Here is a 19,427-nt window from a genome sequence, read left to right on the forward strand (position 1 = left end):
TAAGCAGCGGCTTCATTTGCATACATGCTTGCCTGTTGCGCAGCATCCGATCCAAGACGCAAACACCACAGGCATTGTCCCCCGATTTGGCAGCACATTCAGTGCATCGTCTCACTTATGCGCACAAGACTTGACCATTGGTGCAAAACGCGTAAGCATGTTCAGGCTTTGTCCCGGCACACGCAGCCAGCCTGGAAATATCACTTAAATAAGATTTCAATAATATGTTATGCATGCATAAAAAGCTTGCAGACAGAATTGCAGACAGCAGCCACGGCGCGCCAGGCCTGGGGCAATCAAATACAGTCATTACGCATTATCCACCGGAGCTTCTGTATGGATGCAGTGCCCCATCTGTTTGCTAACCGTGAATCCATCGCCAATTTGGAAAAGGCGATTCAGGCCCATGCCGTCACCGCTGAGGGCACGCCTTTGCGCCTGCATCTGGCCTGGTATGTGCGGCAAAGCGACCGCGCGCGGGCGCGCGAATTATTGCAAAGCATGGAATTCGCCTCCGGCGTGGCGCGCCGCACGCGCGAATTGGCGCAGGCGCGCAGCCATTTGATTCAAGCGGAATGGCATTGGCTGGATGGCCAGCAGGAAGCCGGCATCGGGCTGGCGCAACAGATCTGGCGTCAGGCCCAGGATTGGCAGGATGATGCCTTGAGCGCAGACGCCTGCCTGCTTTTATGCTGGTTGTATTTCTCGGAAGGCGATGAAGTGAATTGCCGCCAGCATTTGATGCGTATGAAAGAAGTGGCGCAAGATAACCCGGAACGCAGCGCGGTGGCGCATGCTTTGCTGGCGCGCCTGCAGTCGCGCAGTGATTGCCAGCGCGCCGCCAGTGAATGGCAGCGCTGGCAAGAGCAGGCCCCGGCCCCGCTGCCGCAGGCTGCTTGCGTGACGGTGAATTGTCTGAATGGCATGTTGGCGCATGGCCAGAATGAAGATGCACAGGCGGTGCGCCATTTCGCCCTGGCCTGGCAACAGGCGCTGGAATGCGGCCAGATCTGCGAAGCGATTTACGCCGCCAGCTGCGTTGGCGACAGTTTCAACCAACTCAATGAATACCATGCCGCGCTGGAGTGGATGCAGCGCAGCCTGCAGCTGGCGCGCCAGCATGCCTGGCCGGGGCCGCTGGCGATCAGTCTGATACAAAGCGCCAACACCTTGCGCTTGCAGCAAGAACATGAGGCGGCGCGCAAATTGCTGCTGGAAGCCTTGCACTTGCTGGGGCCGCTGGGCAAGGGCTATTACCATGCGCTGGCTTCGATGTATCTGGCGCAAAGCCGGCTCGACTGCGGCGAATATATGCAAGCCCTGCATACGCTGCAGGAGCCGGAGCCGCGCCGCAAAGCGCTGGGCGGCGATTTACTGTCCTGGGCCTTGCGCGCGCAAGCCCAGGCGCTGGCGCGCCTGGGGCAGGAAGAACAGGCGCTGCAAGTGGCGCAACGCGCGCTGCAGACCGCGCACAAGCTGATTGAAGAAAAAATTCCCGCCTTGTGCGTGCTGGCCAGTCTGCACCGCGAATTTGCCCATTTGCCGCCGCCGCCTGAATGCGCTGCGCCGCGCGCCGCCTTGCATTATTTATTGCAGGCGCTGGAACTGGCGCGCGGCATGGAGGGTTACCGCATCCCGGCGGAATTGCATCAAATGCTGGCCGGCGAATACGCCAGCCTGGAGCAACATGCATTGGCGTATCAACATGCTTTGGCGGCGCTGCATGCGCGCGAACAAATCCACACCCGCGCCGCCGACAAGCGCGCGCTGGCGCTGCAACTCAATCACGAAACCGAAAAACTGCGTCTGGAAGCCGAGGCGCGCCGCGCCGAACTGCTGCAGGAAACCAATGAAACCCTGGAATTATTAGGCGGCATCGGCCAGCAAATCACCCTCCATTTGCAAGCCGAAGATGTGTATGCCGCCTTGCACTACCATTTGCACGATTTATTGCAGGTGGACAGTTTCGCCATCTGGCTGCTGGATAAAAGCGGGCTGCTGCTCAAGCGCGTGTTTTGCATTGAATTTGACGAGCGCCTGGATGGCGCCGAAGTGCCGCTCTCGCAACTGCAAGAAGCGCTGGTGCGCTGCGTGCGCGAGCGGCGCGAATTGCGCGACTGCCGCGCCGACAGCGCACGCCGCGCCGCGCATGCGCGCGAAGCCATGGATTCCTCACTCTTTATGCCGCTCTTGCTCGAACACCAGGTGCTGGGGGCCATGAGTTTGCAATGCCAGCCGCCGCATGCTTATGGCACGCGGGAATTGATGATCGCGCGCAATCTGGCCGCATATGCCGCGATTGCGCTGGACAATTGCGCCGCCCATGCCGAACTGGCGCAGGCGCATACCGAATTAGCCGACGCCCATCTCGATCTCGACCGCGCGCACCGCCATTTGCAAGACACCCAGCAGCAATTGGCGCAACAGGAAAAAATGGCCACCCTGGGCCAATTGATCACCAGCATTGCGCATGAATTGAACACTCCCACCAGCGCCATGAAATCGGCGAGTCAGAGCATTGCCGATTTACTGCGCCATGCGCTGGATGAATTGCCGCGCCTTTTATTGAGCATGAATGAAGCGGAGCGCAGCCTGTTTGCGCGGCTCTTGCGGCATGCCGGCGCGCCGCTGGACAGCCGCAGCGAACGCCAGCTGGCGCGCCAGCTGCAACAGGATTTGCAAGAAGCCGGGGTGGCGAATGCGCGGCATAAGGCCGGCGTGCTGGCGCAATTGCAAGCGCAAGGCGATTGGCATGCCTGCCTGCCGCTGCTGCTGCGGGTCGATGCGGATCACATCCTGCATCTGGCGCAGCAACTCGGCAGCGTGTTAGCCAGCGCCGGCGCCATCCGTCATGCAGTCAACAATGTGTCAAAAGTGGTGTTTGCGCTGCGCTCCCTGGTGCAGGCGCCGGGCGAGGCGGAATTGCAAAGGGTGCGCCTGCCGGAGAGTCTGGAAACCGTGCTCACCCTGTATCAAAGCAAGCTGCAGCAAGGCGTGCGCCTGAAGCGGCAATACGAGCAGAATTTGCCGCTTTTATTGTGCCGGCCGCATGATTTGCAACAAGTTTGGATGAATTTGATACAAAATGCCTTGCAGGCCATGCAATATCAAGGAGAACTGACTTTGAGCGTGAGCCGCCAGGAACAGGAGCTGGTAGTGGCCATCATTGATAGCGGTTGCGGGATTGCGGCAGATTTGCAGGAACGCATTTTTGAGCGCTTCTTCACCACCCGTGCAGTCGGGGAGGGCAGCGGCTTGGGATTGACGATTGCGCGCCAGATCGTGCAGCAGCACCGTGGCCGCATTCATTGCCATTCCATTGCGGGATGCGGCAGCAGCTTTTTTGTGCATCTGCCGCTGGAGACGCGGGGGGCGCGATGAAAATGTTCGCCTGCCGCCTCGATGTGCTGGCTTTGCAGCAAGCCGAGGAGCTGGACGCGCAAGGAAAACTGCGGCTGGCCTGGTATTTGCGCCAGTCCGATGTGGCCGCCGCGCAAGCGATTGCGCAGGAATTGGCGCCGCACGCCACGCCGGCCCAGGCGGCGCGCCTGCGCCTGATTGCGGCGGAAGCGGAATGGCTGCAAGACCGCTTCGGCCCGGCCTGGCATATTGCGCAGCAACTCTGGCGCCAGACCCGCAGCGAGCAGGCGGCTGCATTGTTTTCGCCGCATGAGGCGCTGCTGCTGGCGGCTGACGCCGCCTGTCTGATGGCCTGGATTGCGTTTGACCAGGGCCGCCGCAATTTGTCGGAATATTGGTTTGCCGAAATGGAAGCGCTCTCGCACGACCTGCCGCAGCGGCGCGGCATGGGGCGCTTGCGCAGCGCTGTGCTGTACGGCTTGCGCGAACCGCAGCTGGCCTGGCGCGCCTGGCAGGATTGGTCAGCCTTGCAAAAAGTGGCGGATGATCCGGGTTTGCACACCTCGGCGCGGTTTTTGTTGGCCGCCGCCTGCCGCGAAGAGCAAGACTGGGTGCAAGCCCTGGCGCACGCCAGCGCGGTGTTTGATCAAAGCTGCGACGCCGGCATGCTGCGCTTAGCCTTTGCCGCCGCGATTTTCGCCGGCAATTGTTTCAACCGCCTGCAAGCTTCGCAAACCGCGCTGGAATGGGTTGAGCGCGGGCGCGACTTGGCGCAGCGCATGGGTTCGCGCCGCCTGCAATCGCGCTGCCTGAGCCAGAGCGCGGAAATTCATCTGCAATTACAGCAATATCCGCAAGCGCGCCGCCTGCTGCAACAGGCGCAAGCGCTGTTGATGCGCCTGCCGCAAGCGCGCCGCGAATACGCGCTCTGCCTGCAGCAATGGCTGCCCTTGCATCTGGAATGCGGCGAAGCGAAAGAGGCGCTGGAGCGCGGCATGCAATTGCAAGCGATTGTGCAGCCGCAGCAATGGCGCGAATTATTGCAAAGCGCCTTGCTGGCGCAGGCGCGCGCCTTGTTCAAACTGGCGCGCAACGCCGAAGCGCAACAAGTGTTGGACATGTTGTTAGCGCAAAGCAGCCTGGACCCCGGCGCGCACGCCCAGGCGCTGGCGCTGCAAGCGCAATTGCAGCCGGCCGCGCAAGCCCTGGCGCTGTTGCAACGCGCCTTGCAACTCACCCGCGACGATCATGCCTTAAGCGCGCAACTGTTGGAGCAGCAAGCCGCCCTGCACATCGCCGCCGCTGATTACGCCGCCGCCGATCAAGTCTTGCTGCAAGCCCTGCAAGCCAGAATGGAGCAGGATGCGCGCCTGCAGGATGTTTGCACGCGCGCCCTGCAACTTGATCAGGAAACCAGCGAATTGCGGCAACAGACCGCGCGCCAATTCGCCCAATTACAGCAGCAAGCCGAACATACCGCCTTGCTGGCGCAAACCAATCGCATGTTGGAGCAACTGGGCCGCGCCGGCCAGGAAATCACACTCGAATTGCAAAGCGAACGCGTGTGCGCCGTCTTGCACAACCATTTGCACAGCTTGCTGGCGTGTGACGCCTGGGCCTTGCTGGAAATCTGGGGCGATGCTTTATGGCTGCAGGCCGGCGCCCTGGACGGGGTGCGCCTGGAAGAACGCTTTCTGGCCTGGAGCGAATGCGAAAGCGAATTGCACGAAGCCCTGCGCGATGACAGCCTGTTATTGTGTCAGCGCGAAGCCGGCGCTTCCTGCTGCCTGCAAAAAGACAGCGGTTTTACCAGCGCGATGTATTTGCCGCTCTCCAACCGGCACGACAAATTGCTGGTGGCGTATGCGCGGCGCGAACAGGCCTTCGGCGCCACCGCGCAACAGATTTTCAGCAATCTCGGGGCCAGCGCCGCAATCGCCCTGCAAAATTGCGCAGCGCACGATGCGCTAAGCCAGGCGCTGGATGCGTCCGCCGCCGCACACGCGGAATTGCGCCAGGCCCATGCCAGGCTGGACGCCGCGCACCGCGATTTGCAGCAAACCCGCGCCCGCCTGCTGCAACAGGAAAACATGGCCGCGCTGGGGCAATTGATTGCGAATGTGGCGCATGAAGTCAACACCCCCGGCAGCGCCATGCAATCAGCGGCGCAAAGCATACTCGACTCTCTGCAGGAATTATTTTCCGGCAATGGCGAGCGCCTGCTGCAGCTTGACCAGGCGCGCCAGCGCCTGTTTTTGCAACTGGTGCAGCAAGCCGCACACAGCGCGCCGATGCTCTCCAGCAAGCAAGAGCGGCAGATCCTGCGCGCCTTGCAACAGGAATTGGAACAGGCCGGCATCGCCCAGGCGCGCCATATGGCCGGCGTATTGCATGATTTGCGCGCGCAGGACTGGCGCCAATGGCTGCCGCTGTTGCAAGGCGCCGATGCGCAGCAGGTTTTGCAACTGGCGCAGCAATTGGCGCTGATATTGCGCAGCGCCGAGCGGATCCGCCTGGCCTTTGATAATCTGGCCAAGATCGTGTTTGCGCTGGACTCCTTCGCGCCGCGCAACGGCCCGCGCGCCGAATTGCAAAAAGTCTCACTGCGCGACTGCCTCGACGCCACCCTCGCGCTGTATCACGGCAGAATGCGGCGCAATATCGAACTGGATTTGCAATATGAAGAGGTGCCGCCGCTGTGGTGCCGCGCCGATGAATTGAATCAGGTCTGGATCAATCTGGTGAAAAACGCGCTGCAGGCGATGCAATACAACGGGCGTTTGCAAATCCGCCTCTACCGCGAGGGGCAGCAAGCGGTGGTGGCGATTGCTGATTCCGGCTGCGGCATCGCGCCGCAACACCAGGATAAAATTTTTGAGCGCTTCTTCACCACCAAGGCGCAAGGCGAGGGCAGCGGCTTGGGGCTGGACATTGTGCGCGACATTGTGGAAAGCCATGGCGGGCGCATCAGCTTCACCTCGACCCAGGGACAGGGCACTTGTTTTTATGTGCACTTGCCGCTGACCGCGCCAGCCAGCGGAGGGGCCGCATGAAACTGTTCGCCAATCCGGAATTGCGCGCCTTTTTGCAAGACAGCTTGCGCCGTTTGCAAGGCGGGCAACTCTGCCACAGCCTGCTGGAACTGGCCTGGTATGTGCGGCAATGCGATACCCGCCACAGCCTGGACTTGCTGCAACAGCTGGAACAGCACTGGCACTGTTGCGATGAGCAAAGCCGCAGTTCGATGCAGGCGCGCGGCCAATTAATACGCTGTGAAGCCGACTATCTGATATCCACCCGCGCCACACAATTGCAGCAAGTCCATGCGCGCGCAGAAAAAGTGCTGGCGCAGGCGATGGGCATGCGCGATGAAATTTTATGCGCCGACGCCTGTTTTTTACTGGCCTGGGTTGATTTTGCACAAAGCGGCGCCGCCGCCAGCGCCAATTGGCTGCAGGAAATGATGCAACATGCGCTGCCGGATGACTGGGTGCGCGCCGATATCGCCCAGGTGCGCTTAATCCGCCTGCAATCGCTGAATGACCATGAGGCCGCACGCGCCGCCTGGCACGCCTGGCACGCCATGCACCCGTTGCCGGAAGACAGCGCGCTGCAGGCCCACATCGAATCCTTGCAATCCGCGCTCACCTCGCAGCGCGGCGAATACGCCAGCTCAATCCGTCATCTGAGTCTGGCGCATGAATTGGCGCAAAACACCGGCCAGGATTTGCAAGCCTTGATTTGCGCCTGCAATTTAAATGACGATTTCAATCAATTGCATGCTTACGCCAGCGCGCTGGAATGGGCCGAAACCAGCTTGCAAACCGCGCGCCGGCACGGCTGGCCGCGCATGCTGGCCGCCAGTCTGAGCCAGGCCGGCAACACCCTGCATCTGCAACAGCAATACGGGGCTGCGCGCAGCATGCTGCAAGAAGCCCAGCAACTCTTATTGCAAATGCCGCAAGGCCGCACCCACGCCATCAATCTGCAATACTTGGCGGCCAGCTGTCTGGCGCAGGGCGATACCCAGGCCGGATTGCAGCATGCGGCGCAAATGGAGCGGATTGCGCGCAGCCAGCAGTTTGCCGATTTGCTGTCGGTGGCGCACCGCCTGCAAGCCGATGCTTTTTTACAGCTCGGCGATGGCCATGCCGCCTTGCAACAGGCGCAGCAAGCCTTGCATTCCTGCGTGCATGTGAATGCGGAAAAAATCGCCGCCTGCTGTTTGCTGGCGCAAATCTATGCGCGCCATGACTTCGCGCCGCCGCCCGATCTGCAAGCGCCCAGCGCCAGCCTGCATTATTTATTGGAAGCGCAAAGCATGGCCGCCAGCTTGCAGGGGTATCAAGCCACCCCGGAATTGCTGCAGCAACTGGCGGCGGAATACCGCCGCCTGGGACAGTTGCAACAAGCGTGCGAATATGGCCAGCGCTGTCTGCAAGCTTATCAGCGCACCCACACCAGTGCGGCGCGCGCGCGCGCCCAGGCGCTGCAATTGCACAATGAAGCGGAACGCCTGCGCGCCGAAGCCGCCAGCCAGCAATTGCAACTGCAACAGCAAGCAGCGCGCGCCGGCCTGCTGCAGCAAACCGGGGCCACCCTTTTGCAACTGGCGCGGTTGGGCCTGGAAATCACCTCGCATCTGGCCCCGCAGGCGGTGTATCAAAGCCTGTGGCAGCAATTACAGCAATCGATGCGCGCCGACTCCTTCGCCATCTTCCGTCTGGATGAGGCGCAGCACTGCTTGCGCAGCGTGTTTTTTCATGAAGAGAACAGCCCGCAGCTGGACGCGCAAATCGCGCTCGACGCGTCTGACAGCATGACCGCGCTGTGCTGGCGCGAGCAGCGCGAAATCCATGTCAATTTTCCGCCGCACGTACAAGCCCGGGCCAGCGCCCGCGCCGCTCAGCCGATGGGATCGGCGATTTATCTGCCCTTGCGGGTGGAAGGGCGGCAATTGGGCGTGTTGACAGTCAAAGCGCGTGCCGTCAGCGCCTTCGACCGGCGCGAGCGGCTGATCATCCGCACCCTCACGGTGTATGCCGCGATTGCGCTGGAAAACTGCGACGCCTTCGCCAGTCTGGAACAGGCGCATAGCGGACAATTGGAAGCGCACCGCGATTTGCACACCACCCACCGTGAGCTGGAAAGCGCACACCAGCAATTGCAAAACAGCTGGGAACAATTATTACGCCAGGAAAAAATGGCCTTGCTCGGCCAATTGCTGTCGCAAGTCGCGCGTGAGATCCGTCAGCCGACCCAGGCCATGCAAGCCGCCTCGCAGCAAATCAACGCCGCCCTGCCGGCCCTGCTGGAAGCCTTGCCGCAGCTGCTGGCCTGGCTGCTGCAACATGGCCGCAGCACGCCATGGCTGCGCTGGTTGACCCCCGGCGCCGCAGACATGCCCGATGCCCCCCCGCTGTTACAGGAAATCCGCCGCCAGGTCGCCAGTCTGGAACAGGGATGCGACGGAATTTTGCAAGCGGTGGCGGCGATCAGCGCCCTGGTGCAAGCCTTGCGCAGCTTTGTCCGCAGCAGCGGCGAGCTGGCCGGAGCCGGCGATTTATTAAGCGGCTTGCAAGCGGTCTTGACCATTTACCGCCAGCTGTGGCACGGCCAGGTGAGTTTGCGCCTGGACTGGCCGGAACTGCCGGACTGGCCGATCCGTATCGGCGAATTGAATCAGGTCTGGATGCATGTGCTGCAATTCCTGCTGCAAGCCAGCGGCCAGCATGGCCATTTGCACATTGCGCAAAGCCGCGAAGACGAATGGCTGCATGTGCGCTTTGAAATCCAGCCGGAACAGGGCGCGCGTCTGGAAAACCTCGACCCCGGCCCCGGCATTCGCATCGCCCAGCGCATCGTGCAGGAATTGCAGGGCAGCATCGCGTATTACAGTCAACCGCACAGCGCAGCGGTGGAAGTGCTGTTGCCATCTCCGAGCGGCAAAACAGACAGCTAGCAGCCTGCCCGGTGTGGAAAAATTGACTGCATCAGGCTCCAGCGCTTGGCGACGCTGCCGCCTTATCCGCTTGGCGCGCATAGCGCTGATATCCGCTGACCTGCGCCAAGGCCAATATGCTTGCGGGAAAAGAGGAGATATGTTCAATATTTGCAAGGGGGATGGACTTGCGAACGTCAAAAACCGGCGATGCCAGCGCGAAAGGATATAGTCAAAAAACATGCTGCCTGGAAAAAAACAATGCAAAAAGTTTTTCTTAAGACAGTATTTTGCGCATTATTTTTCTATATTGATAAAAAAGATGAGGCAAAAATCAAAGTAAAGCGGCAGACGCTTGTTGCCGGCGTTCTGCAGTTTTCATCTGTTTTTCAGCGCTGCACTATTTTCTGTCAGGGTGAGCGCCTTGCGGCTGAGAAAACTGTCCCCACATCGGGCTGGATGTTGGCATGCGCAGCAAAGCGCCGCCGTCCCGCCGGGCGCCCCGCAGCCACGGGGAAATTTGGGCGTGGACTGTTGTCATAAAAAGTGGCTGATTCGCATTTAAATTTGAGCGCTGAAGTGTTGTACGCTTTGCGGCATGTCCGCCATGCCTTGCAGCGCAGCGCTGGTTCGGGCCTTACGCCCCTTTTTCAGGAGTGATGTATGGATGTGAAACAAGCAGTGTTGGCGCTCAGTGTGACAGCCTTGGCCGGGCAGGCGATGGCGCAGGGCAATGCCGCGCAAAACGTGCTGATGTTGGGCGCCGGCTTGAGCTATAGCGCGGAATATGACGGCGCGGATAAAAAACGGGCCAAGCCGCTGGTCTTTTTTGATTACCAGCACGCCAGCGGTTTTTTCGCCAGCATGATGCGCGGCTTCGGCTATCGCCATCAGCTTGACGCATGGCAATTATCGGCGGCCATAGGCTACGCCCCCGGGCGCGAGGATGAGCGCGGCGGCGCTTTCAGCCGTGGTTCGGACGATTTGCGCGGCATGGGCGACATTCCCGGCAGCGCGCAATTGATCTTGGGCGCGGTCTATGATTTTGGCGCCTTGAAAACCGGGCTGCGCTTCCAGCAACCTTTGTCGCAACGCGAAACCGGGCGCAGCCTGCATCTGAATCTATCCGGCACGCTGTATCGCGACCAAGAGCAACAAGTGGAGCTGGAATGGAAAACCGCATGGGGTTCCGCTGAGCACGCACAAACCTGGTATGGCGTGACGCCGCAGCAAAGCGCCGCCTCCGGCTACCGCGCATATCGGCCGGGCAGCGGGCTGGAAGCGATGGAGCTGCAAGTCAACTGGACCCGCATGTTAAGCGCCCCCTGGTCGCTGCGCATCAGCGGCGGCGTGCAACACCTGCTGGGCGACGCCGCCAGCAGCCCGCTGGTGCGCAACAAGAGCAATCCGAAATTCATGGCGGCGGTGAATTACCGGTTTTGATCAACTGCGCCGGTGAGTCACGCTTGCCGCCCTGCGGGAATGGCTGGCAAAGGGGGATTCCCGTCCCATTTCAGACGCCAGCCAGAGGAAACCATTGTTTCGCGGCAGAAAGGCGCAGCGGCGGTATCAAACAGGCTAAGCAAAGCGATAGTTGGAACAGCGCTGACTGTATGTGTCCGGCGACATCAGCGCTGTTGTGATACTGATGACGCAAGCACAGTGCAGAAATACCGTCATAGCCTTTACAGGAATACAGCGCAAAGGAGATGGCGCCAGCCGCAACCGTGCAACGCGCGGTGGTGGGAAATATGAGGGCTGGCCGCCTCTTTACTTGAGATGTGTTTTGGCATTCCCTCTTTCAAGAAAAACCATGCAGACAGTTTAACGCCACATCGCAAACGGCGATCTGGTGGCGGCTTATACATTGTCTTTTAACTGCGATGGAGCGTGCTGTTCACGTTGCGCGACAGCTGCTCAGCCTGCTTCCGAAAAAATTCTTTGTTACAAACTGAAGGTGATTTCACACCTGATCTCAGCCTGCGCATGTGAGGCAAGGGCTGGATTCTGTAAAGATGCCTTTTACTTTTGTTGCAAACTGTTATGGTTTCAAGTCCCGTCTGTACGCCCGGCTTGCGTCTTCCCTTTTTTGCTTGTCTCTCTGATAAGAAACGCATTTGTGCTTATCAATTCCAGGTTGTGCCGGAAACTGTATTCTTTATTTAAGCGATAATTAAATATTCTTTATTTCTATAATCGGAAAAACAAGTACAAGGTAATAAAATAAAGTGCGCAAAAAGCAGGCACAAATAAAAGCAAAACACCTCAAAAAATTAATAAAAATGCCAAAAAAAACCTTTGACGCGCCTCAAAAAGCGGCCTATATTTCGCTCAGGCAAGGAAATAACAGTCCCGAAAAATAGCAAAAACATGCAAGACAATCGGGGCGTAATCGGCGCGCAGCATGCCAAAAACACAAATCAGCAGCTGCCGGCCTTGCTTTCAACCCTCTTCCACCCATGCGCACACCGGACGCGGATGGGAAAACCGGCAGCACAGGCTGGACTATTTCGGATCAGCGCGCCATTGGCGCAGCTTGGCAGTTATAACAGAGCGCCCAACCCGCAAGCAGGCTTGCAAACCGCCGGGAATGCCGCGCAAACAGGAATGAGGATCATCATGTTGACATTGCAAAAAAATCTGAGCATTGAACACAGCGAACAAGCTCTGCCGGCCTTGACTCTGCGCTTTTCTTATCCGCAATGGACTTACAGCCTGCCGCCAGCTGCAGGGGTTGCGCCAAGCCGCACGCCAGGCTCGCTGCAGACCTTGCTGCAGAGCCAGCAAAGTGGCGCGCGGCAATATCAAATTTCCTTGCCGTCAGCGGATCTGCTGGGGCAGCAGGCATCCGCCTGCGCGGCGTACATGCAGTATGTGCTGTGCGCCCAAAATCCCGATGTGGATCAGCTGGCGCTGCAGATCCAAGTGCAATTCGATGACGCTGACAGCGGCGCAACTTTGGGAGAGCAAAGCTTGCACGCGCTGCTGATGCCTCGCCAGTCTGCCGCTGTGGTTCTGTGCGGCCAAGGCCAGGCCCGTGGCGCCCAGCTGGCGCCGCAGGATTTTTATTTATTGTCGCGCACCGGCTACGAAGCCTTGCATGCCGGTTTTTCCAGCATCACAGGCTGCGCGCAAAGCGGTGTGTTTATCTGGTTGCTGCGTGAAATGCTGGATTATGTGCCGCAAGGCGCGTATGTCCCGGATGTGCTGCCAGCCAAATTGCTGGCGCGTTGCAAAGCGGTGTTGCGCGCGCAAGGGGCAAGACAAATCGAGGCCGCGCTTGATCTGCTGCAAAACCGCTTTGATATTCTGTTTGACTTCAGCCTTTGTTTCAGTCCGTCGCGCATGCTGGATATTGCAGGCCGCCTGCAAGTGGTGAATCTGGATGGCGCGCCGGCGCTTTCGCGTGAGGCTCTGCGCCGCTATCAGATCAGCGTCGAATATCTCTCACCCGATGCGCAACAGGCCGGCAGTTTTCAGGCGGTTGAACTGGATTGGGATGCGCAATCCGGCTCTGCCGGGAAAAGCGGGATTGCTTTTGCTTTTGGCCCGACCTGCCCGGTGCCTTCGCATGTGCAAACCTTGCTGCATGTGCAAGTCAAGGCGCCGGATGGGGCGCTGGTGTGGAGCCAGTCTTTCCAAAAAGATGATCCGGCTTTGCGTTCATTGTTAATTGTCTGCTTCCAACCGCAAGCCAGCCTCAGCGCTGCGGACAGCACCCGCAAGGCGGAGTCCGCGCCGCTGTGTGTCTGAGGCGGGAGTGCGGCTGCTTGGAATGGGAGAAGTTACAGTTTTGCAATACAAAAGCAATGCATGTATGATAAATTGCGCCCAAGCGTGATCTCACGCGCTACTCCAAGAGGATCAAATGAATACTGCCAAGCGTGTACAGATGAGCTTGTGCTCCAGCGTTTTAGTATGTGGTTTGTTGGGTTCAAGTCCGGTTTTCGCGCAAAGCGATATGAGTGAATTAAGCGGAATGAGCGCCATGTCGGTGCTGATTCTGCCGCTGGCCTTGGCGCATGAAGCCGGAAATTTAAGCGTGCAATCGGTGCAAGTCAGCGCGAAGGGTTTGGAGGTGGTGGTGCAATCGGCAGTCAGCGGTGCGCGCCACACCTTCCAGTTTTCCCGCCGCATGGGGCAGGATTTTTCCCAAGCCACGGCGGCCAGTGTGGAATTGGTGGCGAGCGCCAGCGGACAATTGCTGGTGGCTTCCGGCAAAGTGCTGGGCATCATTCCAAATGAACAGGGGCGCGCGCTGTTACACCATTCACGCAACCGGGAGCCGGCTTGAATTCCAACGCCTGATCAACAGCGCTGAGGAATCTTCATGAAAACCGGCAACCCCCTTCATTTTGTGTGCGCCGCTCTGGCGCTGTGCGGCGCCTTGCATGCCAATGCGCGCGAACATCTCCTTTCCAATCAAGCCAGCGATGACAGCATTTACGCCTCCATGATGGTGGTGGGCGGCGCCAGCGTGCTGGCCGGTGGGGCCAGCGAGTTTGTGTTGGAAGCGGTCGAGGCGTCCGGCAAGGGCGTGCTGCTGATCCTGAAAAGCGCGCTCGATGGTTCACGCGTGAGCGTACGCGCCAGCGCGAAGATCGTGCGCGACGCTTCGCTGGCCACTGGCGCCAGTGTGCAAGTGGCGGCGATATCCACCGGCTATGTTTTATTGGCCTCAGGCCGGGTGCTGGGTTTGATTGTGAATGAAAGCGGACAAAGCCTGGTGCACCATTCCCATTCCAGAGAGAAATGATGAACATTTTGCGTCAAAGCTGTTTTGTATTTGCGCTCGGCGCGCTGGTGTTGCACGGCGCGCCGGCGCAGGCCGGGCGCTCGTGTGAAGAGCGCATGATCAAGGCGGACAGTGCGATCAAGGCCATGGATTTGGCGCAGCGCACTAAAAATGCGCTGGAGGAGGCCAATCCGCGCTTTGCTTTTATCGCCCGGGTCGGCCAGGATTTATCCAAATACCAGCTGCGTTACAGCCATGCCGGCCTGGTCTGGCGGGATCATCCCAAGGGCCGCTGGCTGGTGGTGCATGAGTTGAATACCTGCGGTACGGCGCAGTCGGATTTATATGATGAAGGACTGGGCAATTTTTTCCTCGACGATATGTTTGCGTTCGAGACCAAGATCCTGATTCCCGGCCCCGAGCTGCAAAACCGTCTGGAAAACCTGTTCGCCAAGCGCAAATCGTATCTGATGCATTGGCCTGACTACAATATGGTGGCGTATCCCTTTTCCACCAGATATCAGAATTCCAATCAATGGCTGTTAGAGACCTATGCCGCCGCGCATCTGGACAATGTTGGCAGCGAGCCGCGCAAAGAGGCGCAAGCCTGGCTCAAGCAAAACGGCTATCAGCCCAGCACCTTGCGCATTTCCACCCTGACCCGGCTGGGCGGGCGCATGTTCCGCGCCAATGTGGCGTTTGACGACCACCCCTTTGACCGCCGCATGGCAGGGCAGATTGACTCGGTGACGGTGGATTCGATGTTTGGCTTTTTCAAGCAGCGCGATCCGGCGGCGCAGGTGGTGGAGATTAAGTTGCCGTGAGGCATGTCACAGGCTTTGGGTAGCAAAGACAAGCGCACAGCTCGCCGGCGTGTGCGTATGGATGTGCAGGGATTGTGCGATTTTCAGGATGAAGCTGCGGTTAGCCTTGAACCCCTTTTTTTGATGGCAAAAGGAAGCGCCTACCCATGCCGCCACCAGTTCATTAAACAGCAGATGCGCATCGTGATGTTTGGTGGAGGCTGGCAGGGCGACCGGTTTGCCTTGGCTGATCAGCCAAGTGGCGATGCCGGCCTTGATTTCCAGCGGGTCAAGGAATGTGCAGATTGGGAAGGCATCGCATTCGATCTGAAATCGATCATGCAACCAGTCTATTTTACGTAAATCAGATACTGTTTTTTTGATGTGATGAATCTTTTGCACGATTTCAATCGCATCAAGAATTTCCTGTTTAAAATCGAGTATCTTTGTCGTCATTGTCAGGTTTTACTGAGTTCCGCCGCCATCTTTTCAGCCCAATCCGGCTCTTGTTTGTTTAACTTTTCCAGCAAAGCGCGCATTGCTTCGCTTTTGATTTTGACTTTGCTGTTCCGAATCGTGACGCTCAGCTTTTTTTTCTCTTTTTCAGCTGGTTCCTGCTGTGGTTTGGTGAGCGAAGGATGTACCGTGTTGTCGCGCATTTTTATATGCCCTGTCTTACTCGCACGCACAATATTTGAGGCACGGCCTTGTGCTGGCGAATCTGGTTCGTATCCATATCCATGCCTTTTCCCGATATTGCTATGGCTGCAAAAGCATAGTCAATAGCGGTAACGGCTGAATCCATGCTCTTTTGAACTGCTTGCTTGAGCATGGCATGAGCGCAAGCTTTACGCAGTTCAGAAATACCTGCTCAGGGCGTTCGGAATGCTGGATACTCGCCCTTTGATTTGGCAGGTTGAAAGCTAAAAAAAGTGTAGCACAAAAAAGGCAGTCTGCTCATTTCAGGTGATTTTTTTCAGGTGACAGACAGGAGGGCGTTGCCCTCCCTCCAACTGCGCTCACACATCCAACTGCTGCAACAAATACAGCCTCTGATAAATCCCCTGTTCAATTCCCATCAGCTCCTCATGCCGGCCCTGTTCGGCGATGCGGCCATGGTTGAGCACCACGATTTGATCGGCGTCGCGGATGGTGGAGAGGCGGTGCGCGATGGCGATGATGGTGACTTTGCCGTGCAGTTGTTGCAAGGCTTTTTGCACGATCTGCTCGGTTTCGCTGTCAATGTGGGCGGTGGCTTCGTCCAGCAGCAAAATGCGCGGTTCGCCGGCCAGCGCGCGCGCCAGGGAGATCAGTTGCTTTTGTCCGCTGGAAAGGCGGCTGCCGCCTTCGCCCAATGGCGTGTCATAGCCTTGCTCCAAAGCGCAAATGAAATCATGCGCATGCGCGGCTTTGGCGGCGGCTTCGATTTGCGCGCGGCTGATGGTGCGGCCCATGGCGATGTTTTCCGCCACGCTGGACGCCAGCAAGAATGGGTCTTGCGGGGCTAAGCCCAGCTTGCTGCGGAAGGTTTCTTTGCTCAAATCCTGCAGCGCATGTCCGTCCAGCAAAATGCGGCCCTGCTGCGGCTGGTAAAAGCGCAGCAAGAGCGAAAGCAGGGTCGATTTGCCGCTGCCGGTGTGGCCGACAATGCCAAAAAATTGGCCAGGTTTAATCTCCAGATCCAAGCCATGCAAGACGGTTTGCTCTTCATTGTAGGCAAAGCGCACTTGCTCCAGGCGCAGGCCGCCGTGTTCGATTTGCGCCTGGCCCTGGCGCTGGTCTTGCGCGGCTTCGTCGAGCAGGGTGGTGACGCGCGCGCTGGCGATAATCGCTTGCTGCAATTGTGAAAACTGCATCGTGATTTGGATCAGCGGATCAACCACCCGCGAGGTATAGCTCAAAAAAGCGTACAACACGCCGACTTCCATTGCGTCCAGCGGGCGGCGGCCAAAGGCGTACAAAATCGCCACCGTCAGCAGGATGTTCAACATGTCCAGCATCGGGCGCAACATCCAGGCATTGGCGCGCATCTCGCGCATGCGGCTCAAATATTGCTGTTCATTGGCCTGGTGAAAACGCTGGCTGAAGCGCGGCGCCGCATTACTGGCTTGCAAGACGCTCATGCCGCCGATGGATTCCGCCATTTGCGCATTGATTTCGCTGCGCAATTCGCGCGTGCGGGCGACCGCCGGCGCGCTCAGTTTTTGATACAGGCGCACAATCACAAGCACCAGCGGGGCTAATAAGAGCACGATCAGCATCAGGCGCCAATCCAGAAACGCCATCGCCACCATGGTGCCCAACAGCAAAATGCCGGAATCAAGCAAGACAAACAGCACTTGCACATACAGCGCCTTGACTTGTTCGGTGTCATTCGTCACGCGCGAGACCAGCTGGCCGGTGATGGCGCGGTCGAAATACGCCATCGGCAGGTGCAAGACATGGGAAAACACTTGCTCGCGCACGCGTTGCACCGAGCGCATCGCCAGGCCGGCCAGGCGGCGCAACTGCAGATAGCGCAGCAGCGAGGCGAAACTGCCGGCCAGAAATGCGCCCGCCACCAGCCATAAAATCGCTTCAAAATCATGTACCCCGGGGCGCAGATACTGATCAATCACATGTTTGCCCAGCCACGGCGCCAGCACATCGAAAGCGGTGGCGCAGGCCAGCCACAGCACGGCGGCGTATAAGTGTTGGCGTTCCGGTTGCGCAGCGCGCACCAATAAGCGCAAGGCGCTCCAGTTGGCGTTCGCTTTATCGCGTGCGCGTTGGCGTTCTTGCCGTTCAGCTTGCCTCAAGACTGGCCTCCAATTGCTGATAACGCCATTGGCTGGCGTACCAGCCGTTCAATTCCAGCAATTGCTGGTGCGTTCCCTGTTCGATGATATGGCCTTCGCGCAAGACCAGAATATGGTCGGCGTTGACCACGGCGCTCAAGCGGTGGCTGGCCACCGCCACCATTTTGTCTGGCTGCGCGGCGCGCATTTCCTGCAGATGTTGCAAGATGCGGGTTTCGGTGCCGGTATCGACGGCGGATAAGGCGTCGTCCAGCAAGAGCAGGCGGCTGTCGGCCAAGAGCGCCCGCGCCAAGGCCACACGCTGGCGCTGACCGCCGGATAAAGTCAGGCCGCGCTCGCCGACTTCGGTTTGGTAGGCATGCGGAAAGCGCGCGATGTCTTCATCAATCGCCGCCAGTTGCGCGACTCTGCGAACCTCTTCAATATCCGCTTGCGGCTTGGCCAGGGCGATATTCTCAGCCAGGGTGGCGGAGAATAAAAACGATTCCTGCGGCACCCAGCTGCTGGCCTGGCGCAGCGTGTCCAGGCTGTAGTGCGCCAGTTCCGCATCGCCCCAGACAATGCGCCCGCTGTCCGGCGAATATTGGCGCAGCAAGAGGCGGATCAGGGTTGATTTTCCGCTGCCGGTGGGGCCGACCAGACCCAGGGTTTGCCCCGGTTGCAAGGTGAAGCTGATGTCGTGCAAGGCCGTTTGCGCAGCTTGCGGATAGCGGTAGGACAGCTGTTGCACTTGCAGCGCGCCTCGCGGCGCGACAGTCAGCTGGCCTTGATCGGCAATATCCGGCGGCGCGGACAACACCGGCCACAGCCGGCCCAGAGCGGCGCGCGCGCGTTCAATCAAAGCCAGCACCCAGCCGGCGGCGAACATCGGCCAGATCAATTGGCCCAGATACATGCTGAAACTGGTGAGCTGGCCGATACTCAATTCGCCCTGCAAAATCAGCCAGGAGCCAAGACCCAGGGTGGCGGCGATGGCCGCCGCCAAGGTGATGCCGACCGCAGGTTCATACGCCGCTTCCCAGCGCTGCGCGTCATAGCTGGCTTGCGCCGCTTCACCGGCGTGTTGCGAAAATTCGCCGGCGCAATGCTGCTCCAGCCCCAGCGCGCGCACATTGCGCACCCCGGCCAGACTTTGTTGCACATGGTCGTTTAAATTGCCGAAGGCGCGCAGGGCGCGTGTTGAAGCTTCGTGAATGTGTTCTGAGATATACCAGAAGGCCCAGGCCATCAGCGGGAAGGGCAGCAGGGCGACCAGACCCAGGCGCCAATCCACCCCCAGCACCATCATCGCCACCACCAGAATCAGGGTCAGGCTGCCATCAAACGCCGCCAGCATGGCTTCGCCTGCCGCCATTTCAATCGCGTCGATATCATTGGTGGCCAGCGCCATCAAATCGCCGGTGCGGTGCTGATTGTAAAAACCGGGGCCGTGCAACATCAGGCGCTGATATAAGCGGGTGCGCAATTCCTGGCCCAGACGATACGCCACCGCGAATAATTGCAAACGCCAGCCGACCCGGCACAGATAAATTGTGACGGCAATCGCCAGCAATTGCGCCAGTTCCAGCATTAATTCTGTGCTGCTGATGCGTTGCGCGGCAAGCGCGTCAACCAGATGGCCGACTTTGCGCGGCACCAGCACGGTCAGCACGGCAATGCTGGCCAGCAGGAAGGCGGAGATGAGATAGGCGCGCTTATGGCGCAGCACGAATTCGCCAAGCAGGCGGCTTAGGGTCATGCGGGGGCCTCTTTAGCTATGGCGCCGGGGGACGTATTGCCACCCGGCAAAC

The 19,427-nt window shown here is 59.0% G+C and carries 13 protein-coding genes; 9 read left to right on the forward strand and 4 right to left on the reverse strand.

The genetic code is table 11. The annotated features are described in order from the left end of the window. Positions 1 to 336: 336 nt before the first annotated feature. From V8J88_RS03495 to V8J88_RS03535, 9 genes are all read left to right on the forward strand, one after another. Positions 337 to 3,381 carry an ATP-binding protein gene (locus V8J88_RS03495; RefSeq protein WP_338847807.1) on the forward strand — a complete coding sequence of 1,015 codons (3,045 nt, stop codon included), beginning with the start codon at positions 337 to 339 and terminating at the stop codon, positions 3,379 to 3,381. Next, positions 3,378 to 6,413: a HAMP domain-containing sensor histidine kinase gene (locus V8J88_RS03500; RefSeq protein ID WP_338847809.1), complete on the forward strand. Its 3,036-nt coding sequence runs from the start codon at positions 3,378 to 3,380 to the stop codon at positions 6,411 to 6,413. Before V8J88_RS03495 ends, V8J88_RS03500 begins: the two co-directional genes overlap by 4 nt. After that, positions 6,410 to 9,322 carry a GAF domain-containing protein gene (locus V8J88_RS03505; protein WP_338847810.1) on the forward strand — a complete coding sequence of 971 codons (2,913 nt, stop codon included), beginning with the start codon at positions 6,410 to 6,412 and terminating at the stop codon, positions 9,320 to 9,322. The genes V8J88_RS03500 and V8J88_RS03505 overlap by 4 nt, the downstream gene beginning before the upstream one ends. Positions 9,323 to 9,562: 240 nt before the next feature. Next, positions 9,563 to 9,844, forward strand: a complete 282-nt coding sequence (locus V8J88_RS03510) for a hypothetical protein (protein ID WP_338847811.1) — start codon at positions 9,563 to 9,565, stop codon at positions 9,842 to 9,844. Positions 9,845 to 9,964: 120 nt separating this feature from the next. Then, entirely contained in the window at positions 9,965 to 10,744 is a 780-nt protein-coding gene (locus V8J88_RS03515) for a MipA/OmpV family protein (RefSeq protein WP_338847812.1), read from the forward strand. A gap of 1,176 nt (positions 10,745 to 11,920) precedes the next feature. Next, positions 11,921 to 13,054, forward strand: coding sequence for a hypothetical protein (locus V8J88_RS03520; protein WP_338847813.1), 1,134 nt, complete (start codon positions 11,921 to 11,923; stop codon positions 13,052 to 13,054). A 208-nt stretch (positions 13,055 to 13,262) separates the two neighbouring features. After that, positions 13,263 to 13,595 carry a hypothetical protein gene (locus V8J88_RS03525; protein ID WP_338847815.1) on the forward strand — a complete coding sequence of 111 codons (333 nt, stop codon included), beginning with the start codon at positions 13,263 to 13,265 and terminating at the stop codon, positions 13,593 to 13,595. A gap of 36 nt (positions 13,596 to 13,631) precedes the next feature. Next, positions 13,632 to 14,057 (forward strand): hypothetical protein, encoded by a 426-nt coding sequence (locus tag V8J88_RS03530; protein ID WP_338847816.1) that lies wholly within the window; start codon positions 13,632 to 13,634, stop codon positions 14,055 to 14,057. Further along, on the forward strand, positions 14,054 to 14,860 hold the full coding sequence (locus V8J88_RS03535) for a DUF2145 domain-containing protein (protein WP_338847817.1): 807 nt from the start codon (positions 14,054 to 14,056) through the stop codon (positions 14,858 to 14,860). Before V8J88_RS03530 ends, V8J88_RS03535 begins: the two co-directional genes overlap by 4 nt. A gap of 6 nt (positions 14,861 to 14,866) precedes the next feature. Here the strand turns inward: V8J88_RS03535 and V8J88_RS03540 are convergent, their stop codons facing one another. The 4 genes from V8J88_RS03540 to V8J88_RS03555 form a co-directional block, all read right to left on the reverse strand. Next, the gene (locus tag V8J88_RS03540) at positions 14,867 to 15,241 is read right to left on the reverse strand and encodes a hypothetical protein (RefSeq protein WP_338847819.1); all 375 of its coding nucleotides are present in this window, start codon (positions 15,239 to 15,241) and stop codon (positions 14,867 to 14,869) included. Between the two features lie 56 nt (positions 15,242 to 15,297). After that, positions 15,298 to 15,528 carry a hypothetical protein gene (locus tag V8J88_RS03545; RefSeq protein WP_338847821.1) on the reverse strand — a complete coding sequence of 77 codons (231 nt, stop codon included), beginning with the start codon at positions 15,526 to 15,528 and terminating at the stop codon, positions 15,298 to 15,300. A 330-nt stretch (positions 15,529 to 15,858) separates the two neighbouring features. Beyond that, positions 15,859 to 17,571: an ABC transporter ATP-binding protein gene (locus V8J88_RS03550; protein WP_338849828.1), complete on the reverse strand. Its 1,713-nt coding sequence runs from the start codon at positions 17,569 to 17,571 to the stop codon at positions 15,859 to 15,861. A gap of 52 nt (positions 17,572 to 17,623) precedes the next feature. Further along, a complete protein-coding gene (locus tag V8J88_RS03555) occupies positions 17,624 to 19,375 on the reverse strand; it encodes an ABC transporter transmembrane domain-containing protein (RefSeq protein WP_338847823.1) in 1,752 nt (583 codons plus the stop codon). Positions 19,376 to 19,427 lie beyond the last annotated feature (52 nt).

The organism is Massilia sp. W12, from assembly GCF_037300705.1.
Lineage (GTDB): Bacteria > Pseudomonadota > Gammaproteobacteria > Burkholderiales > Burkholderiaceae_D > JACPVY01.

Coding starts and splice junctions, on each gene's coding strand:
- V8J88_RS03495 (WP_338847807.1), top strand. CDS start 337: ATGGATGCAGTGCCCCATCTGTTTGCTAACCGTGAATCCATCGCCAAT.
- V8J88_RS03500 (WP_338847809.1), top strand. CDS start 3,378: ATGAAAATGTTCGCCTGCCGCCTCGATGTGCTGGCTTTGCAGCAAGCC.
- V8J88_RS03505 (WP_338847810.1), top strand. CDS start 6,410: ATGAAACTGTTCGCCAATCCGGAATTGCGCGCCTTTTTGCAAGACAGC.
- V8J88_RS03510 (WP_338847811.1), top strand. CDS start 9,563: ATGCAAAAAGTTTTTCTTAAGACAGTATTTTGCGCATTATTTTTCTAT.
- V8J88_RS03515 (WP_338847812.1), top strand. CDS start 9,965: ATGGATGTGAAACAAGCAGTGTTGGCGCTCAGTGTGACAGCCTTGGCC.
- V8J88_RS03520 (WP_338847813.1), top strand. CDS start 11,921: ATGTTGACATTGCAAAAAAATCTGAGCATTGAACACAGCGAACAAGCT.
- V8J88_RS03525 (WP_338847815.1), top strand. CDS start 13,263: ATGAGTGAATTAAGCGGAATGAGCGCCATGTCGGTGCTGATTCTGCCG.
- V8J88_RS03530 (WP_338847816.1), top strand. CDS start 13,632: ATGAAAACCGGCAACCCCCTTCATTTTGTGTGCGCCGCTCTGGCGCTG.
- V8J88_RS03535 (WP_338847817.1), top strand. CDS start 14,054: ATGATGAACATTTTGCGTCAAAGCTGTTTTGTATTTGCGCTCGGCGCG.
- V8J88_RS03555 (WP_338847823.1), bottom strand. CDS start 19,375: ATGACCCTAAGCCGCCTGCTTGGCGAATTCGTGCTGCGCCATAAGCGC.